This window comes from Novosphingobium sp. GW821-FHT09E05 (assembly GCF_059416165.1).
On sequence record NZ_JBWKOQ010000001.1, the window covers coordinates 156,761 to 181,411 of the forward strand.

Sequence of the window (24,651 nt, forward strand, 5' to 3'; positions counted from 1 at the left end):
ACGTCCCACCGATATTGCCGGTGGATCCGGTGCGGGAGTCCAGGGGACATGAGTTGAAAGCCGCTCTTTCGGTGCTGTCGATGGCAGCTCTTGCCGCCATCGCGCTGCCTGCGCATGGCCAGAAGTCGCAGTTGGGCATGCTCGACGAACTCGAGCGTGGCGGCTGGGAGCTGCGCGAGCGCGGTGGCGACGGCTCGGTTCGCAACATCTGCCTCGATAATGCGCGGCGTCTCATACAGCTGCGCCATCCCGGATTGCCTTGCAGCAGCGTCGTTGTCGAGGACAGCGCGGCGCAGGTGACCGTCCAGTATACATGTCGCGGCCAGGGCTATGGGCGTACGCAAATCCGGCGGGAGACCAACAGGCTGATCCAGGTCGATACCCAGGGTATCGTCAACGGCCTGCCGTTTTCCTATTCTGCGGAAGGGCGCCGGACGGGCGCATGCACTGGCTGAGCGGCGCAGTTGGTCGTTGCCGTCACCGCCTGGCAGGAGTAGCGGGCGGAGCATGCAGAACGTGAATTCTTCCGAACCCAGGCAGGCCGTGGTGCTGCTTTCCGGCGGCCTCGATTCCATGGTTTCCGCCGGAATCGCGCGGGAGCAGGGCTTCGCGGTCAATGCCCTGACCATCGACTACAACCAGCGTCACCGGCGTGAACTCGATGCCGCAGCAGAGATCGCGGCGTTTATCGGGGCACGGCGGCATGTCGTCCTGCCGCTCGACCTGCGCCGGTTCGGCGGTTCGGCCCTCACCGACGATATTTCCGTGCCGAAGGACGGCGTCGGCGAGGATATTCCGGTCACTTATGTGCCGGCACGCAACCTGGTGTTCCTGTCGCTCACGCTGGCCTGGGCGGAAGCGATCGGCGCGCACGACATCTTCATCGGCGTCAATGCGCTGGACTATTCGGGCTATCCCGATTGCCGGCCGGAATTCATCTCCGCCTTCGAGAACATTGCGGGCCTGGCCACCAAGGCGGGCGCCGAAGGGCAGGCATTGCGCATTCACGCGCCGCTTCAGTTCATGGGCAAGGCCGACATCGCGCGGGAGGCCGATCGTCTGGGGCTCGATCCGGGTATGAGCTGGTCGTGCTACGATCCGCAGCGCGATGGAAAGGCCTGCGGGCTGTGCGACAGCTGCCGCCTGCGCAAGGCAGGCTTCGCAGACGCTGGTCTGGTCGATCCGACGCCTTACGCGGCCTGACGTTTCCCATTTACGGGATATTGCAGCTCCCCGGTACCAGAGGTGCCGGGGCGTTTTTTTGTGTCGTATGACCTACAGTGCGGAATTCAGGCAAAAGAAAAGGGGGCCGGATTGCTCCGACCCCCCGATCTTGTCCGTTGCCGGATCGATTACATGCCCGAACCCGGACCGTAAGTGATCTCGACGCGACGGTTCTGCAGCTCGCGCACACCGTCTGCGGTGGGAACGCGCGGGTTGCTTTCGCCGAAGCCCTGGCTCGAGATCGAGCCGTCGGGGATGCCGTGGCTGGTCAGGTACGAACGGACCGACGCGTTACGACGCTCCGACAGACCCTGGTTGTACTTGGGCGTACCCGAACGGTCGGTGTAACCGGCCAGCATGATCGGAACGCTGTCGCAGTTGCCATAGGCACTGACGGCGCTGTCGAGGATGGTGGCGGCTTCCGGCGTGATGTCCGACTTATCCCAGTCGAAGAACACGATGTACGGACCCTTGTTGCAGACCACCGGCGGAGGCGGGGGCGGCGGGGGCGGCGGGGGCGGCGGGGGCGGCGGCGGGGGTGGCGGCGGAGCTGCCGGTTCGCCGAAGTTGTACGCCAGCGTGCCGAGCAGCGAGTGCGAGCGCCAGCGGGTGCTGATGCTGTCGCCGGCCGGACCCACGAGGTCGACGTTGTCGACGTTCATGAAGCGGTACTTAAGACCCACGTCCCAGTGCGAGCTGAGCGGAGCGCGGATACCCGCGATCGCCTGCCAGGCGAAACCGGTGTCCGAATCGTCGATCACGTCAGCGTGAACGCGACCCACGCCGGCACCACCGCCGACAAAGCCCTGAAGGCCGTCGTCGGGACCGAAGTCGAGCAGGCCGTTGACCATGAACGACAGGTTGCTGGCATCTGCGCCGCCGGAGTTCTTGATCGAAGCCTGGCGATAGCTGGCTTCGGTTTCAAGACGGAACGGACCGAAGTCGTAGCCAAGAACGGCACCGCCGTCGAAGCCCTTGTTGAAGTCGATCGAATCGGCATTGTTGACACCGTTGATGTCAACATCTGCGTCTTCGACGATCATGCCGCCGAAGTCGCCTTCAAGATACCATGAATCGTCGCGTGCGAACGCGGGCGTGGCAATGGCTGTCGAAGCCAGTGCCAGACCAATGACGAGTTTCCTCATACGTTTCCCCTACTGAGAGATTTGGAGCCACCGAGTGCGAGAGTGTCTAACCCCTCGGCAATCCGTGTGCAAGCGCACATTGAGCCTGACTGTTGCAAGAATGTCGCGTTTTCGAGGGCTTGGGTGCCGCTTGCGACCTCGATGTCCGAAATCTCTGCCACCCCTAAGAACACCTGTTTTTGCACCCGTTACGCCGATGGGAGGATACCCAAGGCTTGAAGAGCCGAGACCAGATCATTGATCGCGGCTCGAGCCTCCCCATCAACACTCGTCCCTCCAAGTGGTTCCAACGGAAGCAAAGCTTTTCTCCAATATCCCGAAAAAAGCATCTCGCAGCCCGCCGAACGGTCGAAGATGCGCATGCCGTCGACCGGAGCGAGGTAGATCCAGGCGCTGCCGCGGCGGGTGGCGATCTGGCTGTCGTGGCCCTCCCATTCACCCGTCGCGCCCTCGGACACGAGCCAGGTTTCGCCTTCTAAGGAATTTCCCGGAGATGCCCCCGCCACGCCCCTTACCGAGCAATGGAGCAGGATGTCGGCAAGGCCCAGCGCTTCGTTGACGAAGACTTCCTTCTGCGCCTGCCCGACATGAAGCAGCGGGAGGGCGAAGCGGGAAGTGGCGCTGGTGAAGGCGATCGGATCGGTCATCGGGAACTCCTGTGTCGTGCTCGGGTCAGGAAAGGCTGCAAAGCAGCAGTGGCAGCGACAGGGCGTGCGTGCCCTGCTGCCGGACGTGGATCGCGACGGCTGGGCCCAGGGATGCCAATTCGCCGCGCAGCTGCGCCGTCAGGATCAGTTCGGGTGAAGTGGTCGACCACCTCGCCAGCGGCGCGGCGAGCGGGCCGGCGGTGACCACGTAGCTTTCGGATTGCTCGACCAGAGGCACCTCGATCCCGTTCTGCCACGGCCAGCCGCCCCTGGCGCGGCGGGTCCACGAGAGGTGCCACGAGCCATCGCCGGAAATCGCCTTGCGCGGATGGACGGGCGCAAGCGGGCGCAAGGCGATGCCGTCGAGCAGGACCGGGGTTTCCACCGGTTCGATGTCCCCGCGCCCCAGAGCGACCACACGTCGGCCGGCGCCCGATCCGAGCACGCCCGCGTCCAGCGACACAAGGCTGGTCCCGAGCAGCACGAAAGCCTCGTTTTCGCCGTGGGTGCCGATGGCCGCCTCGGTGCCGCCGCGGCCCCGCAGCAGGCCCGAGAGGCGCCATTCGCCGCCGCCCAGCGCAGTCGCATGGAGGAACTGGACGATTTCCTCGCCGATCAGCGCCAGGTTGGCACCCTGCGCAAGTTGCAGGGTGTCGATCGAGGCGAGTTGCGTCGCCGGGTCGAGGAGCGAAACGACCGGTTCCGAACCCCGGTCCATGAACAGCGGATCGGCGGCGGGGAGCACCGACCGCGCGGTGCCGATCACGGCCCGGGCACGGCCGCTCGGGCCCAGCAGCAGGAGCTGGCCGTCCCCGCGATCGGCATAGAGCGCGTCGCCGCTCCAGTTGGAGCCGGTGCCCGAGACGGCCGCGAGGCAGCGGACCGTGTCGGGCGAGCCCGTCGTGCCATCGAAGGGCATTTCGAACGCGGCGATCCGAGTTTCACCAGCGGGTGCATCGATCGGCGGATTGCAACGCCCGGCGTCCGAGCCGAGGGCTGGCGTCATGTCGGCCCCTGTCGGAAGAGCACGCTCGAGGGCGAGTTCGATGCCGCTTTCGCGCCATTCCCATTCGCGCACCCGCCACAGCCCCGTGATGCCCGGCAGCGACACGAGGGCGCCGGGGGCGACTGCCGGGTCGAGTTCGCTGGTGCGCCAGGAAATGCGCTCGCGGGTCCAGTCGAGGCGCCGGGCCGTGCTTTCTATGAGCGTGCGGGCGGTGGCGGCGTCGAGTGCGGCGGGAAGGTCGATCGTGCCCGGCTCGCCCGCGGCGGGGCGGCCGCTGGCGCGCTGGACACTGGCCTGGTAGTCGCGGCCGAGGTCGTAGTAGCGCAGGATCGCCGGGGGCTGGCCGGATGGGGCCGCGCGGTGGCGCGTGAAGCCCGAGGCGGCGCCGAACTCGTCGTTGCCGACGGCGATGGCGGGATCGGCGAGGGCGATGACGGCCTCCTGCCGGCGCTCGCGGGCGATGACGAGCCGTTCACCGGCAGCATCGATCTCGAGCGGCAGGACCTGGTCGAAGGTCTCGATGTCGGCAGCGGGCGCGCCTTCGCTGGTATAGCCGGCGACGCCCGCCAGCGGCACCGAGGCGTCGATGCCGCCCGGCACTTCGCCGACCACGGCCTGCAGGTCGAAGCTCTCGTCGGCGATCACCTCGAAGGTGAGCGAGGGGATGCGGTTGTAGAATTCGGAGAGGTCGAGGTTCTCGAACACGGTATAGGCAAGGCCGCGATAGGCGGGGCAGCGGTCCTCGCCTTCGGCTGCCGCGATCAGCGGGTCGGGCGGCTGGTCGCCTGCGCCGGTGTGGATGCGCAGGGTGCCCGCGACCTTGAGGTCCTCCGCCTCGCCGCGCAGCAGCTTGCCGTCCGCCCAGATCCGCCCGACCCGCAGGATCGGGCGGCTGGCGAGGGCGACGGCGAAGTTGGCGGTATAGCTGTAGGTGGTGAGCGCGGGCGCGCCCTTGCCGCCGCCCATGGCCTCGCTGTGCTCGACAAGGTCGGTCGCCCAGATGACCGAGCCGGCCACGCGCATGCGGCCGAAATGGCGGGGGAGCACCTGGCCGTAGGTCGAGGTGGTGATCGCCAGTTCCTTGAGGCGCGGCCCCTGGCGACGGGACGGGCCGAACAGCGCGGTGTCCACCTGCCGGCCGACCAGCGAGCCGATGGCGCCGCCGATGGGCCCGCCGAGCATCGTGCCGAGGCTGCTGAATACGAGGGTCGCCATGTCAGTTCCTCATCGATCGGGGGTTGGGGGCGGCAGGCGCCAGTGACCGGTGATCGGCCAGCCTTCCGGCAGCGGGCCGTGCACGACCTTGCGCAGGCCGGCGTGGGCGTGGATCACGGACCGCGCATCGGCGGCGATGGCGAGGTGGAACTGGCACGCCGATGGGCGCAGCATCAGCACGTCGCCGGGCAGGATCGCGCCGCTGGCCGCCGTCAGCCCAAGCTCGGCGGCAAGGCCGGAGACCTCGGGCGACCGGCGCATCCGCAGTGCATAGCCGCCGGGCAGCGATACCGGCCGCCCGAGCGCGGCGGCGAGCACGCCCACGCAGTCCAGGCCGCTGTGGGCATCGCGTCCGTGGAGGCGGAACGGCGCGCCGACCAGCGCCAGCGCCGCCCCGGCCAGTTGCTCGCCGGTCATGACGCCGGGCCGGGGTAGCGGGTGAGCATGTCGTTGCCGGGAAGGAAGGGCTCGCCCCGGAAGTTCGCCGCGTTGCCGAACCGGGTTGCGCAGGTATCGAGCGTGTGGTCGCAGCCTTCGCGCAGGAAGGCGCGTGCGCCGATGGGAATCGCCTCGTCGAGCGGGACATCGAGGACCAGGCCGCCGGCTCCGGCCGGTCCCATGACGCCTGCAACCACGCCCGCCTGCGGACCATCCAGCCAGCGCAGCGTGCCGCCGGCGTGCAGGGCCGCGTTCGAAGCGTCCTCGAACGTTGCTGCGTTGGCGGTCAGGTCGATGGCAGCAAGGCGCACCTCGCGGGTGACCTTCTGCGGATTGAGGTTGCATCCCGGACCGCAGAACGCGGCGCGGCAGGCGGGGCTCGTGCGCGGCACGGGGTCACGCCACAGTTCCGCCTTGCGCGAGACGAGTTCGGCAGAGAAGGCGCCGTCCTCCTCGGCGACGGTGCCGATGGTGCCGGCATAGAGCATCTCGCTCTCGCCGGTTTCCCAGTCGATTAGCCCGATACGCACCTGCGCGCCGTCGAAACGGCCGGCGGCGAGGTCGCCCCCATCGATCGCCTCGTGGGTGAGGGCGCCGCGCACTTCGGCGCTGTCGGGCTCGAGATCGGCGGACTTGCGGATCGAGCTGGGCACCATCCCGGGCGAGGCACGGTGGAGCACGCCGTCGAGCCACAGGTCGCGGTCATGCGTGGTGAGGCCGATCGTCACCCCGTCGCGGCGCAGGATGCGCCAGAACGTGGCGACGGTCTCGAGATCCTCGGCAAACCAGGTCCTGGTCATGACGCCTCCCGGATCTCGACGATGGGCACGCTCGGCGCCTCACCCGCTGCGAAGGCCGAGCCGGAGACTTCGAGGCGATCCTCGGCGAAACGGACGGGAACGTCGAACAGGAAGCCAGCGCGCACCACGGCGCCGGTTTCGGGGGCCGCGTCGAAGACCACCGTCCCGCCCTCGCCGAGCGTCCAGTTGCCCACCTGCGGCGTGCCGTCCACCGAGACGCAGATCGTCGCGAGGTCGGGGCGGGTGATCCGGCGCAGCTGGGCGTCGCCGCCGCCGCCGTAGCGCTTCACCAGCGGGAAGTCGGTGCGCAGGCCGTCGCCCGTGCCGATCTGCTGGTCGAGCGGTGTCGGCGCGGCGGTCATGCCGTGGGAGCTGAAGTCGCTCGGGTCGCGCAAACGGAAGCCGCGCGCGGGGCCGCGGCGGGCGCGGTAGAAGGCGATGAGGTCGCCCAGCTCCGCTTCCGAGCGCACGCCGGGACCGACGTCGAAGCGCAGGCGCGCGTTCGACCACAGGCTGCTCCGCCGCTCGAAGCCCGAGGCGGTGACCGAGACGCTGGTGGAGAATTCGGGGACCACCGTCGCGTCGCGGCCGAGCGCGAGGGGGTAGAGCACGTCGTCGAAGGCCTGCATGGGGTCGGCTCCTGGGGGTTGGGGAAGGCGCACGTATCCGTCGCGCGCCACCTGCGGCAGCGCCCAGACGACGATCTCGTGGGGACCGCGCAGGCGGGCTTCGTCGATGCCGGCGTCGATGCGCCGCCATTGGCCCCGCTGCTCGGGCGCAAGGACGAAGCCGGCGAGGTAGTCCTGTTCGTGCGGCGGATAGCCGAGGCGGGTGTCGATCTCGGCATGGGCGGCGCGGCGCAGGCCGTCGGCGCCGGCGGTGAGCCAGTCGTAGTCCTCGACCTGCAGCCGGTCGAACGCGGGGGAGGCCCAGCCGAGCGGCAGGTTGGCGCGTTTCAGTTCGGGCATGTCCGGCGCGAGCAGGGTGGGGGTGAAGACCAGCGCCAGCGCCTCGACCGGAGCCGGGGCGGCGGCGGTGCGCACGGCGGCGACGAGATCGGCGGTGGATTGCGCCAGCAGCGCGCCGGCCTGGTCGAGCAGGGCCTTCTGCGCCGCATTCATCGGCGCGCGCATGTCGGGGATGGCGGCGGGCGCGCCGCCGAGCGCGGCACTGGCGGCGGCGTCGTAGAGGCAGATGCGGCCATCGCCGAAGGTCCACCACCAAGGCTCGCCCACCTGGAAGCGGACCGGCGCGCCGGCCTCGGCCATGAGCGCGGCGAAGGCGGCTGCGACCGACCGGAGCCACGCCATCGCCGCGCCATTGGCGGGGGAGAGCAGTGTCGAGGGCGGGTCCCAGCCGGTCAGCGCCGGGTTGCCGTCGCAGTCACGCTGCTTCCAGGCGGGCGGGCAGTGCTGGTCGAGCAGTTCGTAGGACAGCGAGGCGACCGGGCTGAAGCCGGTGGCCACGCACTCGGTGAAGAAGGCGCGGTGCCAGGCGCGGGTCGGGGTATTGAGCGGATCGCCGGAGGTTCCCGCGAGGAAGGCGCCTCCGTTTCCCGCGAGCCGGAAGTAATGGCTCATGCCCAGGTAGTGGACGACCGAACCGCGATAACCGAGCTGGCGGACATTGCGCAGCAGGCGCGCAGGCGTCTGGACGCAAAGGTCGTCATAGCCGGTGGCCAGGGCGAGGCCGTTCACGGGCACCATGACGTCGCCGATCTCCAGCATCGCGCGCTCGCCGTCGGTGGTGATCGCGCTCATCTCGATCCAGCCCTCGGCCTCGGCCGGGAGGGGATCGGCGCTGGCGCCGTCGTAGCCGGGCGGGGCGAAGGAGATGAACATCCGCTCGATCGCGCGCGGCCAGACGCGGTCGGCTTCGGAAGGCGTGAAACCGCCGTGAAGCCGCGCGAAGTCGAGCGCGATCAGGGCGTCCTCACCCGAGCCTTGCGCATAGTTCCAGAGCCGCACGTACCAGGTGCGCGCCGCGCCCGACTCGTCCCGGCCCTCGATCGTCAGCGTCGGGCCGTTGACCGCGTCGAGCGGAACGATCCCGGCGGAGCGCCAGCGGAAGCGCAGCGAGGTATGCGAATAGTCGCGGTCGGCGCGGTAGGCGAGCAGCGGGTGGTCGAGCCTGTCCTCGCTGTCCCAGATGAGGCCGCCGAGGTCCGCCTTGCGCAGGAACGCAGCGTCGACGCGCAGGCTGTCCGGGCCGGTCGACACCACCGCCGCCATCATCGGGCGCGGGAAGTTGACGGTCCAGAAGCGCGGGTCGAAGCGCATGATCCAGTCGCTGGCCTGATCTTCGCGACGGCTGGCGAGCCAGAATGCCATGTCTGTTCCCCTCAGTACGTCAGCGCGCGGCGCACCGCGCTCGCGACCTGGCGCGAGGAGCGTTGCAGCGACTGCGGGGTGCTGGCGCCGCGCGGCGCGGTCACGTTGATCGCCACGCGCACGTCGCGCCCGCCTGGGCCGCCGCCGGTCTCGATGCGCCCGGCCGAGGTCGGCACGAACAGCTCCGGCCCGCGCTCGCCCACGACATAGCCGCGTCCGGGCGCGACATTGCCGCCGGTGGCGCGGCCCGGCAGGCCAAGCACGCTGGAGAACAGGCCGGACAGGTCCAGCCCGCCCGCACCGCCGCCGCCGCCCAGCGCCGCCGAGGCGAGCGTCCGCGCGGCCTGCCCGGCGATCGCATCGAGCGCGGTGGAGGCGGTGCGCTTGAGGTCGTCGAAGCCCAGGCTCCCCTTGCGGATCGCGCCGGAGAGGCCGCGTTCCAGCGCGTCGCCCGCCCGGGTGAAGCCCGAGGCGAGGTCGCCGTCCACGACGCCGCGCATCTGCGCGATGTCGCGCGTGAAGCCATCGGTGCTGGCGCGCACTTCCACCAGTAGGGTGTCGATTTCATCGTCCATCATCGTGCTCCATCAGCCGTTGCAGGGCCTGCCGGTCGAGGCCGGGGTCGGGTGCGCCGGGTGCAAGCAGCCCCAGCGCGGCGGCGAGTTCAGCGGGCGTCGCCGCCCAGAATTCATGCGGCCGCCAGCCCAGCGCGCGGGCGGCGAGGCCGCATAGCGCCAGCGCGGCGGGGGCGAAGCGGCTCACGGCGCGCCCTTCAGGATCTGCGCCAGCAGCGTGCGCAGGGGCGCGGCGCAGGCGGCGAGGCCCTGGGCCACGATGGCCTCGCCCACCGCCTCGCGGGTCAGGGCATCGCGGTCGGCGAGGCAGTGCCAGAACAGCGCCGCCATCTCGGTCAGCCGCAGTTCGCCCGCCCCGGCGCGCTCGACCAGCGCGAACAGGGGCCCGAGTTCCTCCTCGGCGGCGACCAGCGCGGTGAAGCTGGGGCGCAGGAGATGCGGGGTGCCCGCCACCGCAAGGCTCGCCTCGCCGCGCAGGGAGTTGGCGGCGCTCATGCCGGCAGGACCTGGCCCGAGCTTTCGAGCTGCAGCGTGTAGTTGCGCTCGCCGTTGAAATCGCCGGCATAGTCGAGCCGCTGGACGAGGAATTTCCCGCGCAGCTTCTCGCCGTCCTCGAAGCTCAGCTCGTAGTCGTCGAGCGTGCCGGCCATGGCGTTGGCGCGGACTTTCGCCTCGGCGGTGCTGCCGAGGAAGATGCCCGCCGCGCTCACCGAGACCGAGCGCACCCCCGCGCCCGACAGCAGCTCGCGCCAGCCGCCGCTGTCCTTGGAAGTGACGACCACGGCGTCGCCGGTCACCGACATCTGCGTCGTGCGCAGCCCGGCGACGGTCTGGTAGGTGGCGGGGGTCCCGCCGGCGGAGATCTTGAGGAGGAAGGCGCTGCCTTTCTGGGCGGTCATGGTTCGGGCTCCTTGGTTGGGATCTGGCGAGGGGCGAAGGGTCAGGCCGCCATCAGGCGGAAGCGGTATTCGAGCAGGATCGCGCGGCGGCTCTCGCCCCGCTGCTCGGCGCGGGCGCGCAGGAACTGGATGGTGGCGACCTGGAGCGGACCCTGCGTGCGCGGCAGGCTCTCGACCCGCGCCTCGATCAGGGCGACGAGGTCGGCGGCGGCGTCGGGGCGGTCGCCCCGACAATGGAGTTCGAGCGCAATGCGTACCTCGCGGCCGGGCGCGGTCTTGCAACTCCAGTCGGCGCTGGCGCTCGAGGCGATGGCGAGCCAGGGCAGGCTGGTGCGCGAGGGCGCTTCCTCCACCACGGCGTTGAGGCGGGCGGCCAGCGCCGGATCGGCGGCGAGCCAGGTGAGCAGGGCGGCGCGCAGGGGCAGTTCCATCAGGTGTCCTTCGCGAAGAGGGGCCAGACGAGGCCCGGGCGGCGCCAGCGGCGCTCGTCCCGGCGCGCGGCGAGCAGGCGGTTGGCGGCATGCGCGGCGCCGAGGCGGCCTGCGGCGGCTGCGAGGCGGGCTGCGAGGCCGTCGAAGGCGGCGACGGCGCGGATCATGCGAGCCTCAGCCGTCGCCACGGCCGCCACAGCGCCGCCACCGAGGCGGGCGGGAGCGGGGCCGCGCCGCCGTTCTCGCGCTCGCGGTGCTGGTGCGCGGCAAGGCGGATCACGCCGTGGCGCAGCGCTTCGGGCAGCGCGTCCCAACTGGGCGCGAGGCCGGCGGTGAAGCGCACCGCGACGCGGGTCGCGCTGCCCTGCACGCGCAGCCGCCCGGTGCCGTCGGCATCGAGGTCGGCCTCCCAGCCGGAGGGGGAAAGCGCCACGCGGATGCGGTCCGTGGCCACGCTCTCGAGCGCCGAGATCGCCTGGACGGGGCGCGTGGTCAGCGTCTGCCAGCCGCCGCTGACGTCGATCATTTCCTCGCACGGGGCTTCCAGCGGCAGGATGCCGATGAAGGCCTCGCAGGTTTCGAGCGCGGCGGCGAGGAGGCGGGCGAGCGGGGCGTCGTCGACGGTGGTGGTGATGCCGAGCCACTGCTTGAGCTCGGCGAGCGCCGATGGCGGCAGGACGGCCGGCGTAAGGATGACCCGGTTCATGGGTATCTCCGAGAAATGAGGAGCGGGCAGCGCTCTGATGGGAAGGGAGAAAGTCGCCCGCGCCGCCGGAGGGGAGACGGCGGCGCGGGCCTCGACCCTGGGGTCAGGTCGAGATCTTGAGCAGCTTGATCGCGTCGGAATCGAGCACCTGGCCGCCGATCCGCTTGGTCGCGTAGAAGTGGACGAAGGGCTTATTGGTGAACGGATCGCGCAGGATCGAGGTCGCCGTGCGCTCCGCGATCAGGTAGCCGGCGCGGAAGTTGCCGAAGGCGATCGGCAGGGTGCCGGCAGCGAGATCGGGCATGTCCTCGGCCTCGACCACCGGGTAGCCGAGCAGGCGGTTGGGCTGGCCTTCCATCAGGCCCGGCTGCCACAGGAACGAGCCGTCGGAAGCCTTGAGCTTGCGCACCAGCGCCAGCGTCTTCGCGTTCATCACCCAGCTCGCGCCCTGGCGGTGGCCCGCCTTGAGCGAGTGGACGAGGTCGATCAGCTTCAGCTCGGGCGAGACGTCGAAGCCGGTGGCATTGCCCGAGACGAGGTGCTGCAGCTGGCCGAAGGGGCGGGCGGCGTCGGCGGCCGTGCTGGTCGTGCCGTTGAGGAAACCGCGCGGCTGGTTGATGCCCGAGCCGCTGACGAAGGCTGCGCCTTCTGCGCGGGCGAATTCCATCGCGATCTCGCTCGCCAGCCAGGACTGGACGTCGAACGCGGCGTCGTCGAGCATGGCTTGGCTCGCCGCCGGGTTGGCGTAGAGTTCGCCCGAGGGCGGGGCGATCTCGGCGAAGCTGGGCGTGGCCGTCTCTGGACGGGTGGCCGTCTCGCTGACCCAGCCCGAGGCGGTGCCGCCGGTGGTGACCAGCTTGCGGTAGCCCGCGGTGCCGGTCTGGACGACCTGCGCGATCGCGCGGATCGGGCTGATGTTCTTGAGGCGGGCCGAGATCAGCGCGTCGATGGCGCGCGGGACGGCGAAGCCGCCGTCCGCCGCAACCGCGCCGGAGAGCGACTTGAGCTCGGTCTCGCGGCCGGCGCGCAGGTAGCCCTGGACGAAGCTCTTGACCTCCAGGCTGGAGCCGTCGGCGCTGCCGTCGATCAGCGGGCGGACGGCAGCGCGGCCGACGCGGTCGAGCCGGGCCTTGACGTCATCGACGTCGCCGCGCAGCGCCTCGACGGCGGCTTCGGTGGCGTCCTGGCGGGTGACCAGGTCGAACGAGGCATCGAGCGCCTCGACGGGGGTGGGGGATTCCATGGGGCATTCACCTTTCTTTGGTGGGGAAACGGGGTGGGGGAGGCGGGAACGTCGCGCCGGTCCGCGCCTGCGCGGGGACGACGGTGACCTTCAGGTAATCAGGTGCACCCGCGAGCCGTGCTGCATCGGGTGGGTGACGAGGCTGACTTCGAACAGGTCGATGTCGAGCAGTTCGCGCCCCGCTTCGCTCTGGCGGCTGGAGCGGGCGCGGTAGCCGAACGACAGGCCGGTGACGGTGCCGCGCCTGAGCGCCAGGCCCGCCGCGCCGAGCGGGTTGTCGACCCTGGCCACCACGCGCAGGCCGCGCGCGTCCTCGGCCACGGTCTCGACCCAGCCGATGCGCAGGTCGGCGCGGTGCTGCCACAGCAGCGGGACCGGATCGGCCCGCTCGGCCAGCGTCCGGGCGAAGGCGCCGGGGCGGATGACGTCGCGCCCGGCGTCGGGCTTGCCGAACAGGGCCGCGTAGCCGGCGAAGCGCAGGGTGTCGGCGCCGCTCACCGCAGCAGCCCCGTCGCGCCGAGGCGCACCGCGATGCCGAGCATGAGCAGGGCGAGCGCGCCGCGCACCGCCCAGCCCACCACGGCCGAGCGCGCGCTCGACTTGGCGTCGCGCCAGGCGCGGAGCAGTTCGCGCAGTTCGCCCATGTCGTGCGGGGCGGTCTCGTCGTCGAGGCCGATGCGGGCGAGCATGCGCCGCGCCCCCAGCTCGCTCGCTTCCTCGACGATGGCGCGCAAGGTGACGAGGTCGCCGCCTTCCATCGCCGCCTGGGCGAGCAGGCCGGCCAGCATGTCGTTGGAGTTCATGATTTGTTCTCCGTGTCAGGGGTCCGTTCGGGCAGGCCCAGCAGGGCGCGCTTCTCGTGGGCGTCGAGGAAGTCGGCGGCGCTCACCTGCGCCCACAGGCGTTCGCGGTCCTCGGCGAGCGCGGGCACGCGGTCGAGGTCGATGGCCAGCGCCGCATCGGGGAACCAGGGCGCGAGGCCCTCGCCGATGGCGGCGAAGATCTTCGAGGCAAGCGGCAGCAGCGTCAGCCGCCACAGCGCGCGGTTAGCCTCGCGGTAGTTGTTGTAGGTCGCATCGCCCGGCAGCCCGAGCAGCATCGGCGGCACCCCGAAGGCGAGCGCGATGTCGCGCGCGGCGGCGGCCTTGAGCGTGGCGAAGTCCATGTCGGCGGGGGTCATCGCCATCGCCTGCCAGCGCAGCCCGCCTTCGAGCAGCATCGGCCGGCCGGCATTGGCCATGCCCGCATAGGCGCTGGTCAGCTCCGCCTTGAGCCGGTCGAACTGGTCGCCGGTGAGGGGCGCGCCGTCGCCGGCCTCGTAGACCAGCGCGCCCGATGGCCGCGCCGCGTTCTCCAGCAGCTGGCGGTTCCAGACCGAAGCGGCGTTGTGCGTGGCGACCGCCTCGTCAGCGGCGCAGAGGCAGCCGGCGCCGTAGTGGTCGTCGCCCGGATGGAAGTGGCGGATGTGGATCAGGTTGAGCGAGGCGTCCTCGTCCAGCAGCGGGATCGACAGTCGCCGGCCCGCCACGTCGTAGGCATAGGCGGACGGCCAGCCGTCCTCGCCCGCCACGACGCTGACCCGCTCGGGCCGCAGCGCGAAGAGTTCGACGGGAACCCCGCGCGCGTCCTTCATCACCTGCACGTAGGCGTTGCCGTGCAGCAGCAGGTGCGAGGCCAGCGTCTCCAGCAGCGACTGCCCGGCGCTGGTGTCGGTGACCAGGGCGGCGAGCGCCGGGTCGGCGGGCCGCAGCGGCGCGCCGCCGATGCCCTCGGCGACAAGGCGCACCGCGCGCTGGGCGACCGGGTTCTCGAGGTAGGCCCGGCGGACCGCGGAGTTGTACTCGAAGGGGGTACGCCCGTCGCCGCAGTCGGTGAAGAACCATGGCGATGCCGAGCCGCGTGCGAGGGGCACGCGGGGGCTTGCGCCCTTGAAGGCGGCGACGAGCGATTCGAGGAAGGACATGGGGTTCCTTTCAGATGAGGTTCGAGAGGGGCTCGCGCGCGGGAGATGCGCGCAGGCGGGGACCGCGGTGATCTATGTAACCCTGACCCGGGGCTGCGAGACCTTGCCGAGCATCAGCTCGCTCAGCGCCCAGACCAGCGCGTCGGCCCGGTCCGGCGAGCGGCCCGGCCCCTGGTAGGCGCCGCCCGCGACGAGCCCGCACAGCTCGTCCTCCAGCGCCGGGTACGTCCCGGCGTGGCGCACGCGGCCGGCTTCGTAGAGGGCGGCGACCGGCTCGGCGCGGGCCGCCTTGCCGCGGCTGGCGTGGACCAGCCGCAAGGGAAGCGAGAGCCGCGCGGCGCGCAGCACCGAGGCGACCATCTCGCCGCCCTGGTTGGCCTCGGCGACGACGCGGTCGGCGTTCCACGCCTCGGCGGCGCCGGCGACGGCGCGGGCCCAGCGTTCGGGTCCGGCCTTCTCCACCGAGGCGTCGGCAAGGACATGCGCGGTGCCGTCGGCGGCGAGCCCGGCGACGACGATGCCGCAGGCGTCCCCGCCGGACGAGGCGGGCGGATCGACGGCGACGATCACGCGGGCCAGTTCGGGCGCGCCGTCCTCGCGGCAGGATTCCAGCAGGGCGCGGGTCCACAGCGCGCCTTCGACGTCGGCGATCAGCTCGCCCCCCAGTTCCTGGCGGCCAAGCAGCGAGCCGCCGAAGCTGCGGTGCACGTCGGCGAGGAAGCGCGCGGGCAGGTTGGCGCGGTTGTCCTCGGTGCGGCCGCGGGTGACGGCGATGTCGCTTTCCGGCGCGGCCATCAGCCGCTGGACCAGCGGCACCGCGCGCGGGGTGGTGGTCGCGGTGACGCGCGGGTGTTCGCCGAGCCGCAGGCCGAGCAGCAGGTTGTCCCAGGCCCGCGTCGCGCGGGCGGAGGCGTTGTCCCACTTGGCGATCTCGTCGCACCAGGCATGGCTGTGCTGGGGACCGCGCAGCGCCTCGGGTTCCTGCGCCGAATAGAGCATGGCCTGCGCGCCGTTGGGCCAGACCACCCGGCGCAGCGAGGGTTCGAACAGCGGACGGCTGCGCTCGGGGGCGATGCCCAGCACGCCGCTTTCGCCCTCGACCATCACCGCGCGCACTTCGGGCAGGGTCGCGCCGACGAGCGCGATGCGGGCGCCAGGGTCGGCATCGGCGACGGCGCGGACCCATTCCGCCCCGGCGCGGGTCTTGCCGAAGCCGCGTCCGGCCATGACCAGCCAGGTGCGCCAGTCGCCGGGCGGGGGAAGCTGCTCGGGCCGGGCCCAGAGCTTCCAGTGGGTCGCGAGTTCCTCCTGCTCCTCGGGCCGGAACTTGCGCAGCACGCCGAGGCGGTCGGCCAGCGGCAGGGCTTCGAGCGTTGCGAGCTGGTCACTGATCCGCATCGACGACCGCGCCGGGGAGGGAAGGGGCCGCGAGGCGGCGCTGCTTGATCTTCTCGATCTTGGCGTTGATCGCCTCGATGATGGCCTCGGAATTGCGGTTCTCGATCACCGCGCGCTGGCGGGCGGCGGTTTCGCGGTGAGCGACCAGCAGGCGCAGCGCGGTGGCGTTGTCGTAGACGCGCACCCCGCGCCGGGCGCCGGAGGCGGGCTTGATCTCGCCCTCGCGCAGGCGGTGGAGCAGGTTCATCTCGAGCAGGTCGTAGCCCTCGCAGAGCGCTTCCTGCCATTCGCGGTAGAACACCGGGTCGGCGCGGCGCGTCTCGTAGGCGGTCGTGGTGCTGACCTGCGCCGCCCGCGCCGAGGCGGCGACGTTGGAAGTCGCGGCGAGTTCGGCGAGGAACACGCGGCGCCAGGTCCGGGCGGGTTTCGCGGGCGCGGGTTCGCGCTTTCGAGGAGGGCTCTTGTCCGCCATCGTACAGGTCCGTTCATCGAGTGTGGGAGCGGGAGAAGGGGCCTGCCGAAGCGGCCCGTTCCTGCGCTGTTCCTGATGTGTACCGATACGACATGCCAATGTCAAGCATAAATAACCAAATAGGTTTTACGCTTCCTGCTTGCCGCAGTGCAGCGCGGCCCCTAATCAGGGCGCGACAGACCTCCGGGGGGAATTCCATGCTGCGCCGCCTCTACGACTGGACCATGGCCAAGGCCGCGCACCGCCACGCGGAGTGGTGGCTCGCCGCCTTCGCGTTCATGGAGGCGAGCTTCTTCCCGGTGCCGCCGCACCCGCTGCTCGGGCTGATGTGCCTGGCCGAACCGAAGAAGGCGATCCGCTTCGCGGTGATCGCCACGCTCGGCTCGGTGCTGGGCGGGCTGCTCGGCTATGCCATCGGCCACTTCGCCTATGCCGCGTTCGGCGAGGCGCTGCTCCACGCGCTGGGGCTGGCGGAGAGTTTCCCCAAGGCCGCCTGCTACCTGCGCGACTACGGCGCGGAAATCATCATCGTGAAGGGCGCGACGCCGATCCCCTTCAAGCTGCTGACGATCACCGCCGGCTTCATCGGCATGAACCTGTGGGTGTTCATCGGCGCCTCGATCGTCTCGCGCTCGATCAGCTTCATGATCGTGGGCGTGCTGTTCCGCCTGTTCGGCGCGCCGATCAAGGCGGTGATCGACAAGCACCTGGGCAAGGTGACGGCGGCTTTCGTGGTGCTGGTCATCGCCGGCTTCCTTGCGGTCACCCTGCTGGGCGGCGGCTCCAAGCAGACCTCCGAGAAGTGCGCCTCGGCTGTGGCGGCAAAAACCGCCTGAGCGACTTTACCCCCGCGGGCGGCGGGGCATACCTTCCGGGGAAATAATTCCGGGAGAGCCGCCAAGATGTCATCCTTCACCACCGCCCCGCTGCAGGAGGGCCTGCCCTTCGGCGTGCGCATCGGCGGGCTCACCCGCGCAGCGCTCGCCGACGAGGCGGTGCGGGGCGCGATCGACGCGCTGTTCGTGGCGCACGGCATGATCGTGTTCGAGGACGTCGAGCAGACCGACGCCATGCAGCTGGCGATCAGCAGCTGCTTCGGCCCGCTCAAGGAACACCCGGTCAAGGGCGTCGGCCGCGTCGATGGGGACCGGATGCCCGGCGTCATTGAGATCCGCAGCCGGCGCGGGCGCGGCATCGTCGAGGTGGACGGGCAGCGGCTTTCGCACTGGCTGCCCTGGCATTTCGACCACTGCTACAACGACGAACTCAACCGCGCCGGGGTGCTGCGCTCGGTCGAACGGGTGGAGGAGGGCGGGATCACCGGCTTCCTCGACGGCGTGGCGCTCTACGCCGCCTTCCCCGAGGACCTGCGCCGCCGGATCGAGGGCGCGGAGGTGGTCTACACCCTCAGCACCCAGTACGACGACCTGAAGTTCGGCCGCCCCGACGAGTACCGCATGGTCGAGCCCAAGCCGATGCCCGCCGGTTTCGCCGAACAGGTCGCCGCCATGCCGCGCGCCATCCACCCGGCGGTCTGGACCCGGCCGACCGGCGAGAAGGTGCTCCACGTCTCGGCCTACATGGCGCAGGGTCTGGTCGGCGACGAGACCGCGGCAGGCGACGCGCTGCTCGAGGAGGTGTGCCAGGAGATCAACCGGCTCGGCCAGTCGTGCAGCTACCACCACAAGTGGCGCGAGAGCGACATGGCGATCTGGGACAACCTGCGCATGCTCCACTGCGTCTCGGGCAACGACCCGGAGGACGAGCGGCTGATGTACCGCACGACGATCGCCGGAGACTACGGGCTGGGCCGCTGGGAGACTGCGCCCAAGCAAGCCGTCGGCGCGGACGCGATGGTTTGAACATGGCGAAGATCGAGGTGAACGGGCTGACGCTCGACTACGAGCTGCTCGGCGACGAGGGCGCGCCGCCCCTGGTGCTGACGCCGGGCGGGCGCTATCCGCGCGAGACGGCGGGCGTGCCGGAACTGGGCGCCAAGCTCGCCGAGGGCGGCTACCGCGTGCTGCTGTGGGACCGCCCGGGCTGCGGGGCTTCGGACGTCGCCTTCACCGCGCCCAGCGAATCGGTGATGAACTGCGAGGCGCTGGTCGGGCTCGTCGATGCGCTGGGCATGAAGGACGTGACGCTGGTCGGCGGCTCGGCGGGATCGCGCATCACCCTGATGGCGGCGGCGCGGATGCCGGACAAGGTGCGCAAGATGGCGATCTGGTGGATCAGCGGCGGCCCGGTGGGCCTCGCCGGCCTCGCGTGGTTCTACTGCGGCGACCAGATCGCGGCGGCCAGCAGGGGCGGCATGGAGGCGGTCGCGGCGCTGCCGAGCTGGGCCGACCAGACCGCGCGCAACCCCAGGATCCGCGACATCCTGCTCGCGCAGGACCCGGACGAATATATCGCGACGATGCAGCGCTGGGCCAAGGCCTTCGCCTATTCCGATGAGACGCCGGTGCCGGGCATGGCCGAGGCGGACTTCGCGAAGCTGACGATGCCGGTCATGACCTTCCGCTCGGGGAAAAGCGACATGGCGCACACCCGCGAGACGTCGGAATGGGTCCACCGCCTGCTGCCCAATTCCACGCTGTTCGAGCCGCCGTGGGACGATCAGGAGTGGAACTACGTCTCGACCTTCCCGGTCGATACCGCCGCCCGGCGCGGCCGGTTCGAGCGCTGGCCGCTGATGGCGCCGATGCTGCTCGACTGGTTGAAGGACTGACCATGGACCTCGCGGAACTGATCGACCGCCACGCCATCCACCAGGTCCTGCTGCGCTACGCGCGCGGGCTCGACCGGCTCGACAACGCGCTTGCGCGGGGGTGCTACTGGGACGATGCGATCGAGGATCACGGCCATTTCGTCGGCACGCCGGACGACTTCGTGCCCTGGGCGGACGGCACCACGCTGCTATTCGAGGCCACGCAGCACGCCATCCTCAACCACGTCTGCGACCTGCAGGGCGACGAGGCGTTCTGCGAGACCTACTACCACTTCTCCGGGGTTACCGCCGAAGGGCCGAACTTCATGTCCACCGGACGCTACATCGACCATTTCCGCAAGCGCGGCGGCGAATGGCGGATCGCCAATCGGGTGACGATCGTCGAGGGCACTTACGACGTGCCCAAGGCCGGCCTCGCGCCCTCGCCGATGACGGCCTACACGGCGGAGGAGCCCTGCCAGGCCCGGCGGGACCGCAGCGACGTGAGCTACCACCGCCCGCCCGTGCCGAGACAGCCTAAGGCGATTTAAGCGCCTACAGGCCTCACCCCTTCGCTCGACACGAATAGGAAGGCAGGCCGCTTTTTGTCCGCTCTTCCAGCCGCTTGACTGCCGCCGCCAATATGTCATCTTTCCACTGCTGCACCGCAACATGGAGCAGGGCGCTCCATCCGCACGCGGTGTCGGAAGGAGGAACATGGCCTGCCTGCCGCCTGCAACCACGACCCAAACCTCGCCGGATTTCCTGCGCCAGCTCGAAGGCTACGGCCTGACCACGATCGAGGTCCATTACTTCCTCCCCGACCATCCCAGCCTCCTGCAACTGTTCGCCTTCCAGCAGTACGACGTCGCCCCGCGCTTCCCGGTGCTGCGCGGGTTCCTCGACCACTGGCGGCGCGAAATCGAGGGGGCGCTGCATTCGGTGCGCATTGCCCACCGGCATCTCATCGGCCCGCAGGAATGGCGCGCGGTGGACGGGATCATCTCGATCCATTGAGGGGGCGCAAGGCGCAAGCCATGCCACATATCCCGTCGTCCCCGCGCAGGCGGGGACCCCGCTTGTTTCTTCGACCTCGCGGTCAGCCGCAAGGAAGCGGGGCCCCCGCCTTCGCGGGGGCGACGGGAAGTTGAGGCCGACGTTCCTGGTCCGCGCCGCGTTTCTGCCTCCATCCGCCCGCGCGCGATCGCGACGAGGGAACCGCCGCCGCCCGAACGGTCTTTCTCCCGACACCGAATGCGGCGATCCTCGCCCTCGGCATCATGACCCCAAAAGGAGCCATCCATGTCCCTCAAGATCGCCGTCGTCGTCGGCAGCCTGCGCGCCGGGTCCTACAACCGCCAGCTGGCCGAGGCGCTCACCCGCCTGCCCGCCGCCGAAGGCCACGAATTCACCTTTGCCGACATCGGTTCGCTGCCGCTCTACGACCAGGACGACGACGCCGACCAGGCGGGAAGCGTCAAGGCGCTGAAGGCGCTGGTTTCGGGCTCGGACGGGGTGATCTTCGTGACGCCGGAATACAACCGCTCGATCCCCGGCGTGCTCAAGAACGCCATCGACCATGCCTCGCGGCCTTATGGACAGAGTGCCTGGGCGGGCAAGCCGGCGGGCGTGATCGGCGTTTCGGTCGGCGCGATCGGCACGGCGCTGGCGCAGCAGCACCTGCGCAACGTGCTCGCCTATCTCCACATGCCCACGCTCGGCCAGCCCGAGGCGTTCCTGCAGTGGAAGGACGGGCTGCTGAACCCCGACGGCACCGTGGGCGCGGGCTCGGCCGAATTCCTCGGCGGCTGGCTGTCGGCGTTCCTGGGACTGGCGCAGGTCCACAAGGGCTGAGGACCAGGATTGTACGGTACAAGGTATTTCGACAAAAACGCCGTCGTCCCCGCGCAGGCGGGGGCCCCGCTTCTTTTTTCCGAGGGCCGCTAAACCGCCGGCAAAGCGGGGCCCCCGCCAGCGCGGGGGCGACGGCGTTTGTAAGGGCAGGCTTTTCCGGTGCTAGCCCAGAATCCCGACCGCCTTGCCGGCGCGGGTGAACATGCCGATGATCTGCTGCACCTGCTCCGCCGTATGCTCGGCGCAGAGCGAGCAGCGCAGCAGGGTCATGTTCGCAGGCGTCGCCGGCGGGCGGGCGAGGTTCACGTAGAGGCCTTCGTGCAGCAGCGCTTCCCACATCGCGGCGCCGCGCTCGAGGTCGGGCATGATGACGGCGATGATCGCGCTCTGCGGGCTTTCGGTGCCGAGCTGGAAGCCGGCGTCGCTCAGGCCCTTGTGCAGGACCTTGGAGTTTTCCCAGAGGTGCTCGCGCTTGGCCTTGCCGTCCATCAGCTTGCGGATCGAGGTGGCGGCGGTGGCGACCACGCTCGGCGGCAGGCTGGCGGTGAAGACGTAGGGGCGGCAGACCAGCCGCATGATCTCGAACTTGGGATGGTTCGAGACGCAGAAGCCGCCGACGGTGCCGACCGACTTGGAGAAGGTGCCGATCACGAAGTCGACGTCGTCGAGGCAGCCCTGGTCCTCGGCCACGCCGCGGCCGTTGGGGCCGATGAAGCCCATCGAGTGCGCCTCGTCGACCAGCACCATCGCGCCGTACTTCCTGGCGATGGCGATCATTTCCTTGAGCGGGGCGATGTCGCCCATCATGGAATAGACGCCTTCGAGGATCACCAGCTTGCCCGCGCCCTCGGGGATGCGGCGCAGGCGCTTTTCCATCGCCTCGATGTCGTTGTGCTTGAAGGGCACGACCTCGGCGTCGCCCATCTTGCAGCCGTCCCAGATGGACGCGTGGCTGTCGATGTCGAGGATGATGTAGTCACCCTTGCCGGCGATGGTCGAGATGATGCCCAGGTTCGCCTGGTAGCCGGTCGAGAACACCATGGCGTGATCCATGGCGTAGAAGTCGCAAAGCGCCTGCTCGACCACTTTGTGCCCGGCGTAGGTGCCGTTGAGCACGCGGCTGCCGGTGGTGCCGGCGCCGAAGTCGTCGAGCGCCTGCTTGCCCGCCGCGATGACGTCGGGGTCGAAGGTCATGCCCATGTAGTTGTAGGTGCCGAGCAGGATCGTCTCGCGCCCGTTGCAGATCGCCACGGTGGGCGAGACCACGCGCTCCATCACCATGCCGAACGGATCGGTCACGCCGGTGGAGAGCAGGTCGGTGCGCATCTGGATCAGCGAATCGAACTTGCTGAACAGATCCTTGTCGCCGCCCACGAGCGTCTCGGGCTGGTCGGGCTGGTTCACGGCTTCGGTCATGGGTATTCTTTCTCTCAGCCCTGGAGCTTGACCACGGCGTCGACGAGCTGGCCGTAGGTCTCGATCTCGGCCTGGGCGTTCATCGAGATGATGATGTCGAACTCGTCCTCGATGGCGGCGACGAAGTCCATCACCGTCAGGCTGTCGAACTCGAGGTCGTCGGTGAAGCGGGTGGCATCGGTCACGGCGACGCCCTTCTTGTTGAAGGGCTCGATGAGGCCGGCGATGCGGGCCGAGGTCTCTGCGCGGTCCATGGGTATCCTTCCGAAAGGGTCGTCGGCGCTGTGGCCGGGAATTGCGGCGCAAAAGCGGCGCGAGGGTATCATGTCAAGCGGGGTGTATCAGAGAAGCGCCCGCACCGCCTGCATGAAGGGCCCGATCGACACCGGCTTGGCGAGGTAGCCCTCGGCCCCGGCTTCGCGGATGCGTTCCTCGTCGCCTTTGCCGGCGTAGGCGGTGACGGCGAGGATGGGGATCGCGCGCAGCACCGGGTCCTTCTTCGCCGCCTCGATCAGGTCCAGGCCCGAGACATTGGGCAGCTGGATGTCCATGATGACGAGGTTGGGCACGAACTGGCGCGCGCGTTCCAGCGCGTCGAGCCCGTCCGCCACCGGCTCCACGGCGAAGCCCTGGCTGCGGAGCACGTCGCAAAAGAGCTTCCGGTTGAGATCGTTGTCCTCGACAACGAGGATTCGCTTTGCCATTCGACGCCCTGATGACCATCTGGAGGGAACAGACCCCTGCCAGGGTTCGGCACAGGTCTATTGCACGAGAGCGAGGCTGACAATTCTTCGAGATCCGCCATCCCCATCCGCCAACGATCCCCAGGCCCTGGCGCTCAACGCGCTGGGCTGGGTGCTGGGCGAGGATTCGCGCGCCGACCGGTTCCTCTCGCTCACCGGGCTGACGCCCGAGGAACTGCGCGCCTCGCTGGGCGAGCCGGCGACGCTGGCGGCGGTACTGGAATTCTTGTGCCAGCATGAGCCCGACCTGCTCGGAGCCGCCGATGCGCTCGGCGTTTCGCCCAAGGTGCTGGTGGCCGCGCGCGAAAGGCTCGGCGCATGACGCGTCCGCTGCTCATCACCGACTGCGACGAAGTGCTGCTGCACATGATCAAGCACTTCCGCGACTGGCTGGCCGAGGACGAAGGCATCGAATTCGACATGGCCGGCGGCGAGTTCTTCCGCTCGATGCGCCGCGTCGGCAGCGACGTGCCGCTGGAAAACGAGGAGATGTGGGCGCTGCTCAACCGCTTCTTCGACGGCCAGATGCACCGCCAGACCCCGATCGAGGGCGCGGTGGACGCGATCGCCGCGATCCGCGAGCATGCCGACGTGGTGGTGCTCACCAACCTGCTCGATTTCCGCCGCGAGGCCCGCGAGGCCCAGCTAGCGGGCCACGGCATGCCGCTGCGCGTCTTCACCAACCAAGGGCCGAAGGGTCCGGCGCTCCAGGCGATCCTCGACGAGTACAAGCCGAGCCGCGCGGTCTTCATCGACGACCTGTCGCAGCACCACGGCTCGGTTTTCGAGGTTGCGCCCGCCGTGCGCCGCCTGCACTTGTGCGGCGAACCGCAGATCGCGCCGGGCATCAAGTGCGCGCTGAAGCTCGGTCATGCGCATGCGCGCATCGACGACTGGGGCAGCGCGCTCCCCTGGCTGCTCGACAGTCTTACCAGTGACAGCCTGACCCGCGAAGAAGAGGACATTCATGAGCAACGTTGACGCCCGCCTGGCCGAACTCGGCCTGACCCTGCCCGTCGCCGCCGCGCCGGTCGCCGCCTATGTGGCGGTGGTCGAGGCCGGCGGCCTTGCCCACGTCTCGGGGCAGCTGCCCTTCGTCGAGGGCAAGCTCGTCACCGGGCGGCTGGGCGAGGACGTCTCGCTGGAGGCCGGGACCGAGGCCGCGCAGGCCTGCGCGGTGATGATCCTGGCGCAGCTCAAGGCCGCGCTCGGCTCGCTCGACCGGGTGGAGCGCATCGTCAAGCTCGGCGCCTTCGTCAATTCGGCCGCTGACTTCACCGACCAGCCCAAGGTCGCCAACGGCGCCTCGGAGCTGATGGTCGCGGTCTTCGGCGAGGCGGGCAAGCATGCCCGCAGCGCGGTCGGCGTGCCCGTGCTGCCACTCGGCGCCGCCGTCGAAGTGGACGCCATCGTGGCCGTTCGCCCTGCTTGACCGC

General features: G+C 70.0%; 33 protein-coding genes. 11 read left to right on the plus strand and 22 right to left on the minus strand.

The genetic code is table 11. From position 1 onward, the window contains the following. Positions 1–80 precede the first annotated feature (80 nt). Together AC07M9_RS00730 and queC are read left to right on the plus strand one after the other, a co-directional pair. Positions 81–455 carry a hypothetical protein gene (locus AC07M9_RS00730; RefSeq protein ID WP_494883854.1) on the plus strand — a complete coding sequence of 125 codons (375 nt, stop codon included), beginning with the start codon at positions 81–83 and terminating at the stop codon, positions 453–455. Between the two features lie 61 nt (positions 456–516). Beyond that, on the plus strand, positions 517–1,203 hold the full coding sequence (queC, locus tag AC07M9_RS00735) for a 7-cyano-7-deazaguanine synthase QueC (protein ID WP_494880492.1): 687 nt from the start codon (positions 517–519) through the stop codon (positions 1,201–1,203). Between the two features lie 149 nt (positions 1,204–1,352). On the opposite strand, the gene AC07M9_RS00740 is transcribed toward queC, so the two are convergent. From AC07M9_RS00740 to AC07M9_RS00830, 19 genes are all read right to left on the minus strand, one after another. Beyond that, complete coding sequence (locus AC07M9_RS00740; protein ID WP_494880493.1) at positions 1,353–2,369, minus strand: OmpA family protein; 1,017 nt, start codon at positions 2,367–2,369, stop codon at positions 1,353–1,355. A gap of 188 nt (positions 2,370–2,557) precedes the next feature. Further along, positions 2,558–3,016 (minus strand): DUF2793 domain-containing protein, encoded by a 459-nt coding sequence (locus AC07M9_RS00745; RefSeq protein ID WP_494880495.1) that lies wholly within the window; start codon positions 3,014–3,016, stop codon positions 2,558–2,560. Between the two features lie 25 nt (positions 3,017–3,041). Beyond that, entirely contained in the window at positions 3,042–5,237 is a 2,196-nt protein-coding gene (locus AC07M9_RS00750; protein WP_494880496.1) for a phage tail protein, read from the minus strand. A 9-nt stretch (positions 5,238–5,246) separates the two neighbouring features. Next, complete coding sequence (locus tag AC07M9_RS00755; protein ID WP_494880497.1) at positions 5,247–5,654, minus strand: hypothetical protein; 408 nt, start codon at positions 5,652–5,654, stop codon at positions 5,247–5,249. Further along, positions 5,651–6,475 carry a phage/gene transfer agent baseplate hub protein gene (locus AC07M9_RS00760; protein ID WP_494880498.1) on the minus strand — a complete coding sequence of 275 codons (825 nt, stop codon included), beginning with the start codon at positions 6,473–6,475 and terminating at the stop codon, positions 5,651–5,653. The genes AC07M9_RS00755 and AC07M9_RS00760 overlap by 4 nt, the downstream gene beginning before the upstream one ends. Further along, positions 6,472–8,805 carry a DUF2460 domain-containing protein gene (locus tag AC07M9_RS00765; protein WP_494880500.1) on the minus strand — a complete coding sequence of 778 codons (2,334 nt, stop codon included), beginning with the start codon at positions 8,803–8,805 and terminating at the stop codon, positions 6,472–6,474. The genes AC07M9_RS00760 and AC07M9_RS00765 overlap by 4 nt, the downstream gene beginning before the upstream one ends. A gap of 11 nt (positions 8,806–8,816) precedes the next feature. Next, positions 8,817–9,380 (minus strand): tail tape measure protein, encoded by a 564-nt coding sequence (locus tag AC07M9_RS00770; protein WP_494883855.1) that lies wholly within the window; start codon positions 9,378–9,380, stop codon positions 8,817–8,819. After that, positions 9,370–9,567, minus strand: a complete 198-nt coding sequence (locus AC07M9_RS00775; protein ID WP_494880502.1) for a phage tail assembly chaperone — start codon at positions 9,565–9,567, stop codon at positions 9,370–9,372. Before AC07M9_RS00775 ends, AC07M9_RS00770 begins: the two co-directional genes overlap by 11 nt. Continuing rightward, the gene (locus AC07M9_RS00780) at positions 9,564–9,875 is read right to left on the minus strand and encodes a gene transfer agent family protein (protein WP_494880504.1); all 312 of its coding nucleotides are present in this window, start codon (positions 9,873–9,875) and stop codon (positions 9,564–9,566) included. The genes AC07M9_RS00775 and AC07M9_RS00780 overlap by 4 nt, the downstream gene beginning before the upstream one ends. Further along, positions 9,872–10,279, minus strand: a complete 408-nt coding sequence (locus AC07M9_RS00785; RefSeq protein WP_494880506.1) for a phage major tail protein, TP901-1 family — start codon at positions 10,277–10,279, stop codon at positions 9,872–9,874. The genes AC07M9_RS00780 and AC07M9_RS00785 overlap by 4 nt, the downstream gene beginning before the upstream one ends. 41 nt (positions 10,280–10,320) lie before the next feature. Further along, entirely contained in the window at positions 10,321–10,710 is a 390-nt protein-coding gene (locus AC07M9_RS00790) for a DUF3168 domain-containing protein (RefSeq protein WP_494880508.1), read from the minus strand. Beyond that, on the minus strand, positions 10,710–10,877 hold the full coding sequence (locus tag AC07M9_RS00795) for a hypothetical protein (RefSeq protein WP_494880510.1): 168 nt from the start codon (positions 10,875–10,877) through the stop codon (positions 10,710–10,712). Before AC07M9_RS00795 ends, AC07M9_RS00790 begins: the two co-directional genes overlap by 1 nt. Next, on the minus strand, positions 10,874–11,416 hold the full coding sequence (locus AC07M9_RS00800) for a head-tail connector protein (RefSeq protein WP_494880512.1): 543 nt from the start codon (positions 11,414–11,416) through the stop codon (positions 10,874–10,876). The genes AC07M9_RS00795 and AC07M9_RS00800 overlap by 4 nt, the downstream gene beginning before the upstream one ends. A 103-nt stretch (positions 11,417–11,519) precedes the next feature. Next, a complete protein-coding gene (locus AC07M9_RS00805) occupies positions 11,520–12,659 on the minus strand; it encodes a phage major capsid protein (RefSeq protein WP_494880514.1) in 1,140 nt (379 codons plus the stop codon). Positions 12,660–12,749: 90 nt separating this feature from the next. Next, the gene (locus AC07M9_RS00810; RefSeq protein WP_494880516.1) at positions 12,750–13,157 is read right to left on the minus strand and encodes an HK97 family phage prohead protease; all 408 of its coding nucleotides are present in this window, start codon (positions 13,155–13,157) and stop codon (positions 12,750–12,752) included. After that, the gene (locus AC07M9_RS00815; protein WP_494880518.1) at positions 13,154–13,462 is read right to left on the minus strand and encodes a DUF6127 family protein; all 309 of its coding nucleotides are present in this window, start codon (positions 13,460–13,462) and stop codon (positions 13,154–13,156) included. Before AC07M9_RS00815 ends, AC07M9_RS00810 begins: the two co-directional genes overlap by 4 nt. Continuing rightward, complete coding sequence (locus AC07M9_RS00820) at positions 13,459–14,622, minus strand: phage portal protein (RefSeq protein WP_494880520.1); 1,164 nt, start codon at positions 14,620–14,622, stop codon at positions 13,459–13,461. The genes AC07M9_RS00815 and AC07M9_RS00820 overlap by 4 nt, the downstream gene beginning before the upstream one ends. Positions 14,623–14,694: 72 nt before the next feature. Next, positions 14,695–16,020 (minus strand): DNA-packaging protein, encoded by a 1,326-nt coding sequence (locus AC07M9_RS00825; protein ID WP_494880522.1) that lies wholly within the window; start codon positions 16,018–16,020, stop codon positions 14,695–14,697. Continuing rightward, positions 16,007–16,492, minus strand: coding sequence for a hypothetical protein (locus AC07M9_RS00830; protein ID WP_494880523.1), 486 nt, complete (start codon positions 16,490–16,492; stop codon positions 16,007–16,009). The genes AC07M9_RS00825 and AC07M9_RS00830 overlap by 14 nt, the downstream gene beginning before the upstream one ends. Positions 16,493–16,689: 197 nt before the next feature. On the opposite strand from AC07M9_RS00830, the gene AC07M9_RS00835 reads away from it, so the two are divergent. The 6 genes from AC07M9_RS00835 (at position 16,690) to AC07M9_RS00860 (ending at position 21,056) form a co-directional block, all read left to right on the plus strand. Then, on the plus strand, positions 16,690–17,328 hold the full coding sequence (locus AC07M9_RS00835) for a YqaA family protein (protein ID WP_494880525.1): 639 nt from the start codon (positions 16,690–16,692) through the stop codon (positions 17,326–17,328). Between the two features lie 66 nt (positions 17,329–17,394). Further along, positions 17,395–18,354, plus strand: a complete 960-nt coding sequence (locus AC07M9_RS00840) for a TauD/TfdA dioxygenase family protein (protein WP_494880527.1) — start codon at positions 17,395–17,397, stop codon at positions 18,352–18,354. A 2-nt stretch (positions 18,355–18,356) separates the two neighbouring features. Next, a complete protein-coding gene (locus tag AC07M9_RS00845) occupies positions 18,357–19,223 on the plus strand; it encodes an alpha/beta fold hydrolase (protein WP_494880528.1) in 867 nt (288 codons plus the stop codon). Positions 19,224–19,225: 2 nt separating this feature from the next. Continuing rightward, the gene (locus tag AC07M9_RS00850; protein ID WP_494880529.1) at positions 19,226–19,753 is read left to right on the plus strand and encodes a nuclear transport factor 2 family protein; all 528 of its coding nucleotides are present in this window, start codon (positions 19,226–19,228) and stop codon (positions 19,751–19,753) included. A 166-nt stretch (positions 19,754–19,919) separates the two neighbouring features. Continuing rightward, on the plus strand, positions 19,920–20,219 hold the full coding sequence (locus tag AC07M9_RS00855; RefSeq protein ID WP_494880530.1) for an usg protein: 300 nt from the start codon (positions 19,920–19,922) through the stop codon (positions 20,217–20,219). Between the two features lie 285 nt (positions 20,220–20,504). Next, a complete protein-coding gene (locus AC07M9_RS00860; RefSeq protein ID WP_494880532.1) occupies positions 20,505–21,056 on the plus strand; it encodes an NADPH-dependent FMN reductase in 552 nt (183 codons plus the stop codon). Between the two features lie 162 nt (positions 21,057–21,218). On the opposite strand, the gene spt is transcribed toward AC07M9_RS00860, so the two are convergent. The 3 genes from spt to AC07M9_RS00875 all read right to left on the minus strand — a co-directional run bounded on the left by spt (position 21,219) and on the right by AC07M9_RS00875 (position 23,176). Further along, positions 21,219–22,472 carry a serine palmitoyltransferase gene (spt, locus tag AC07M9_RS00865; RefSeq protein WP_494880533.1) on the minus strand — a complete coding sequence of 418 codons (1,254 nt, stop codon included), beginning with the start codon at positions 22,470–22,472 and terminating at the stop codon, positions 21,219–21,221. Positions 22,473–22,486: 14 nt separating this feature from the next. Beyond that, the gene (locus AC07M9_RS00870) at positions 22,487–22,726 is read right to left on the minus strand and encodes an acyl carrier protein (protein ID WP_494880534.1); all 240 of its coding nucleotides are present in this window, start codon (positions 22,724–22,726) and stop codon (positions 22,487–22,489) included. Between the two features lie 87 nt (positions 22,727–22,813). After that, positions 22,814–23,176, minus strand: coding sequence for a response regulator (locus tag AC07M9_RS00875; protein ID WP_494880535.1), 363 nt, complete (start codon positions 23,174–23,176; stop codon positions 22,814–22,816). Here AC07M9_RS00875 and AC07M9_RS00880 point away from each other — a divergent pair. From AC07M9_RS00880 to AC07M9_RS00890, 3 genes are read left to right on the plus strand one after another with little or no spacing between them, the layout of a single operon-like run. Continuing rightward, positions 23,145–23,537 carry a DUF3572 domain-containing protein gene (locus AC07M9_RS00880; RefSeq protein WP_494880537.1) on the plus strand — a complete coding sequence of 131 codons (393 nt, stop codon included), beginning with the start codon at positions 23,145–23,147 and terminating at the stop codon, positions 23,535–23,537. The genes AC07M9_RS00875 and AC07M9_RS00880 overlap by 32 nt on opposite strands. Next, positions 23,534–24,196, plus strand: coding sequence for an HAD family hydrolase (locus AC07M9_RS00885; RefSeq protein ID WP_494880538.1), 663 nt, complete (start codon positions 23,534–23,536; stop codon positions 24,194–24,196). The genes AC07M9_RS00880 and AC07M9_RS00885 overlap by 4 nt, the downstream gene beginning before the upstream one ends. Then, positions 24,183–24,647: a RidA family protein gene (locus tag AC07M9_RS00890; protein WP_494880540.1), complete on the plus strand. Its 465-nt coding sequence runs from the start codon at positions 24,183–24,185 to the stop codon at positions 24,645–24,647. The genes AC07M9_RS00885 and AC07M9_RS00890 overlap by 14 nt, the downstream gene beginning before the upstream one ends. Positions 24,648–24,651: the final 4 nt, after the last annotated feature.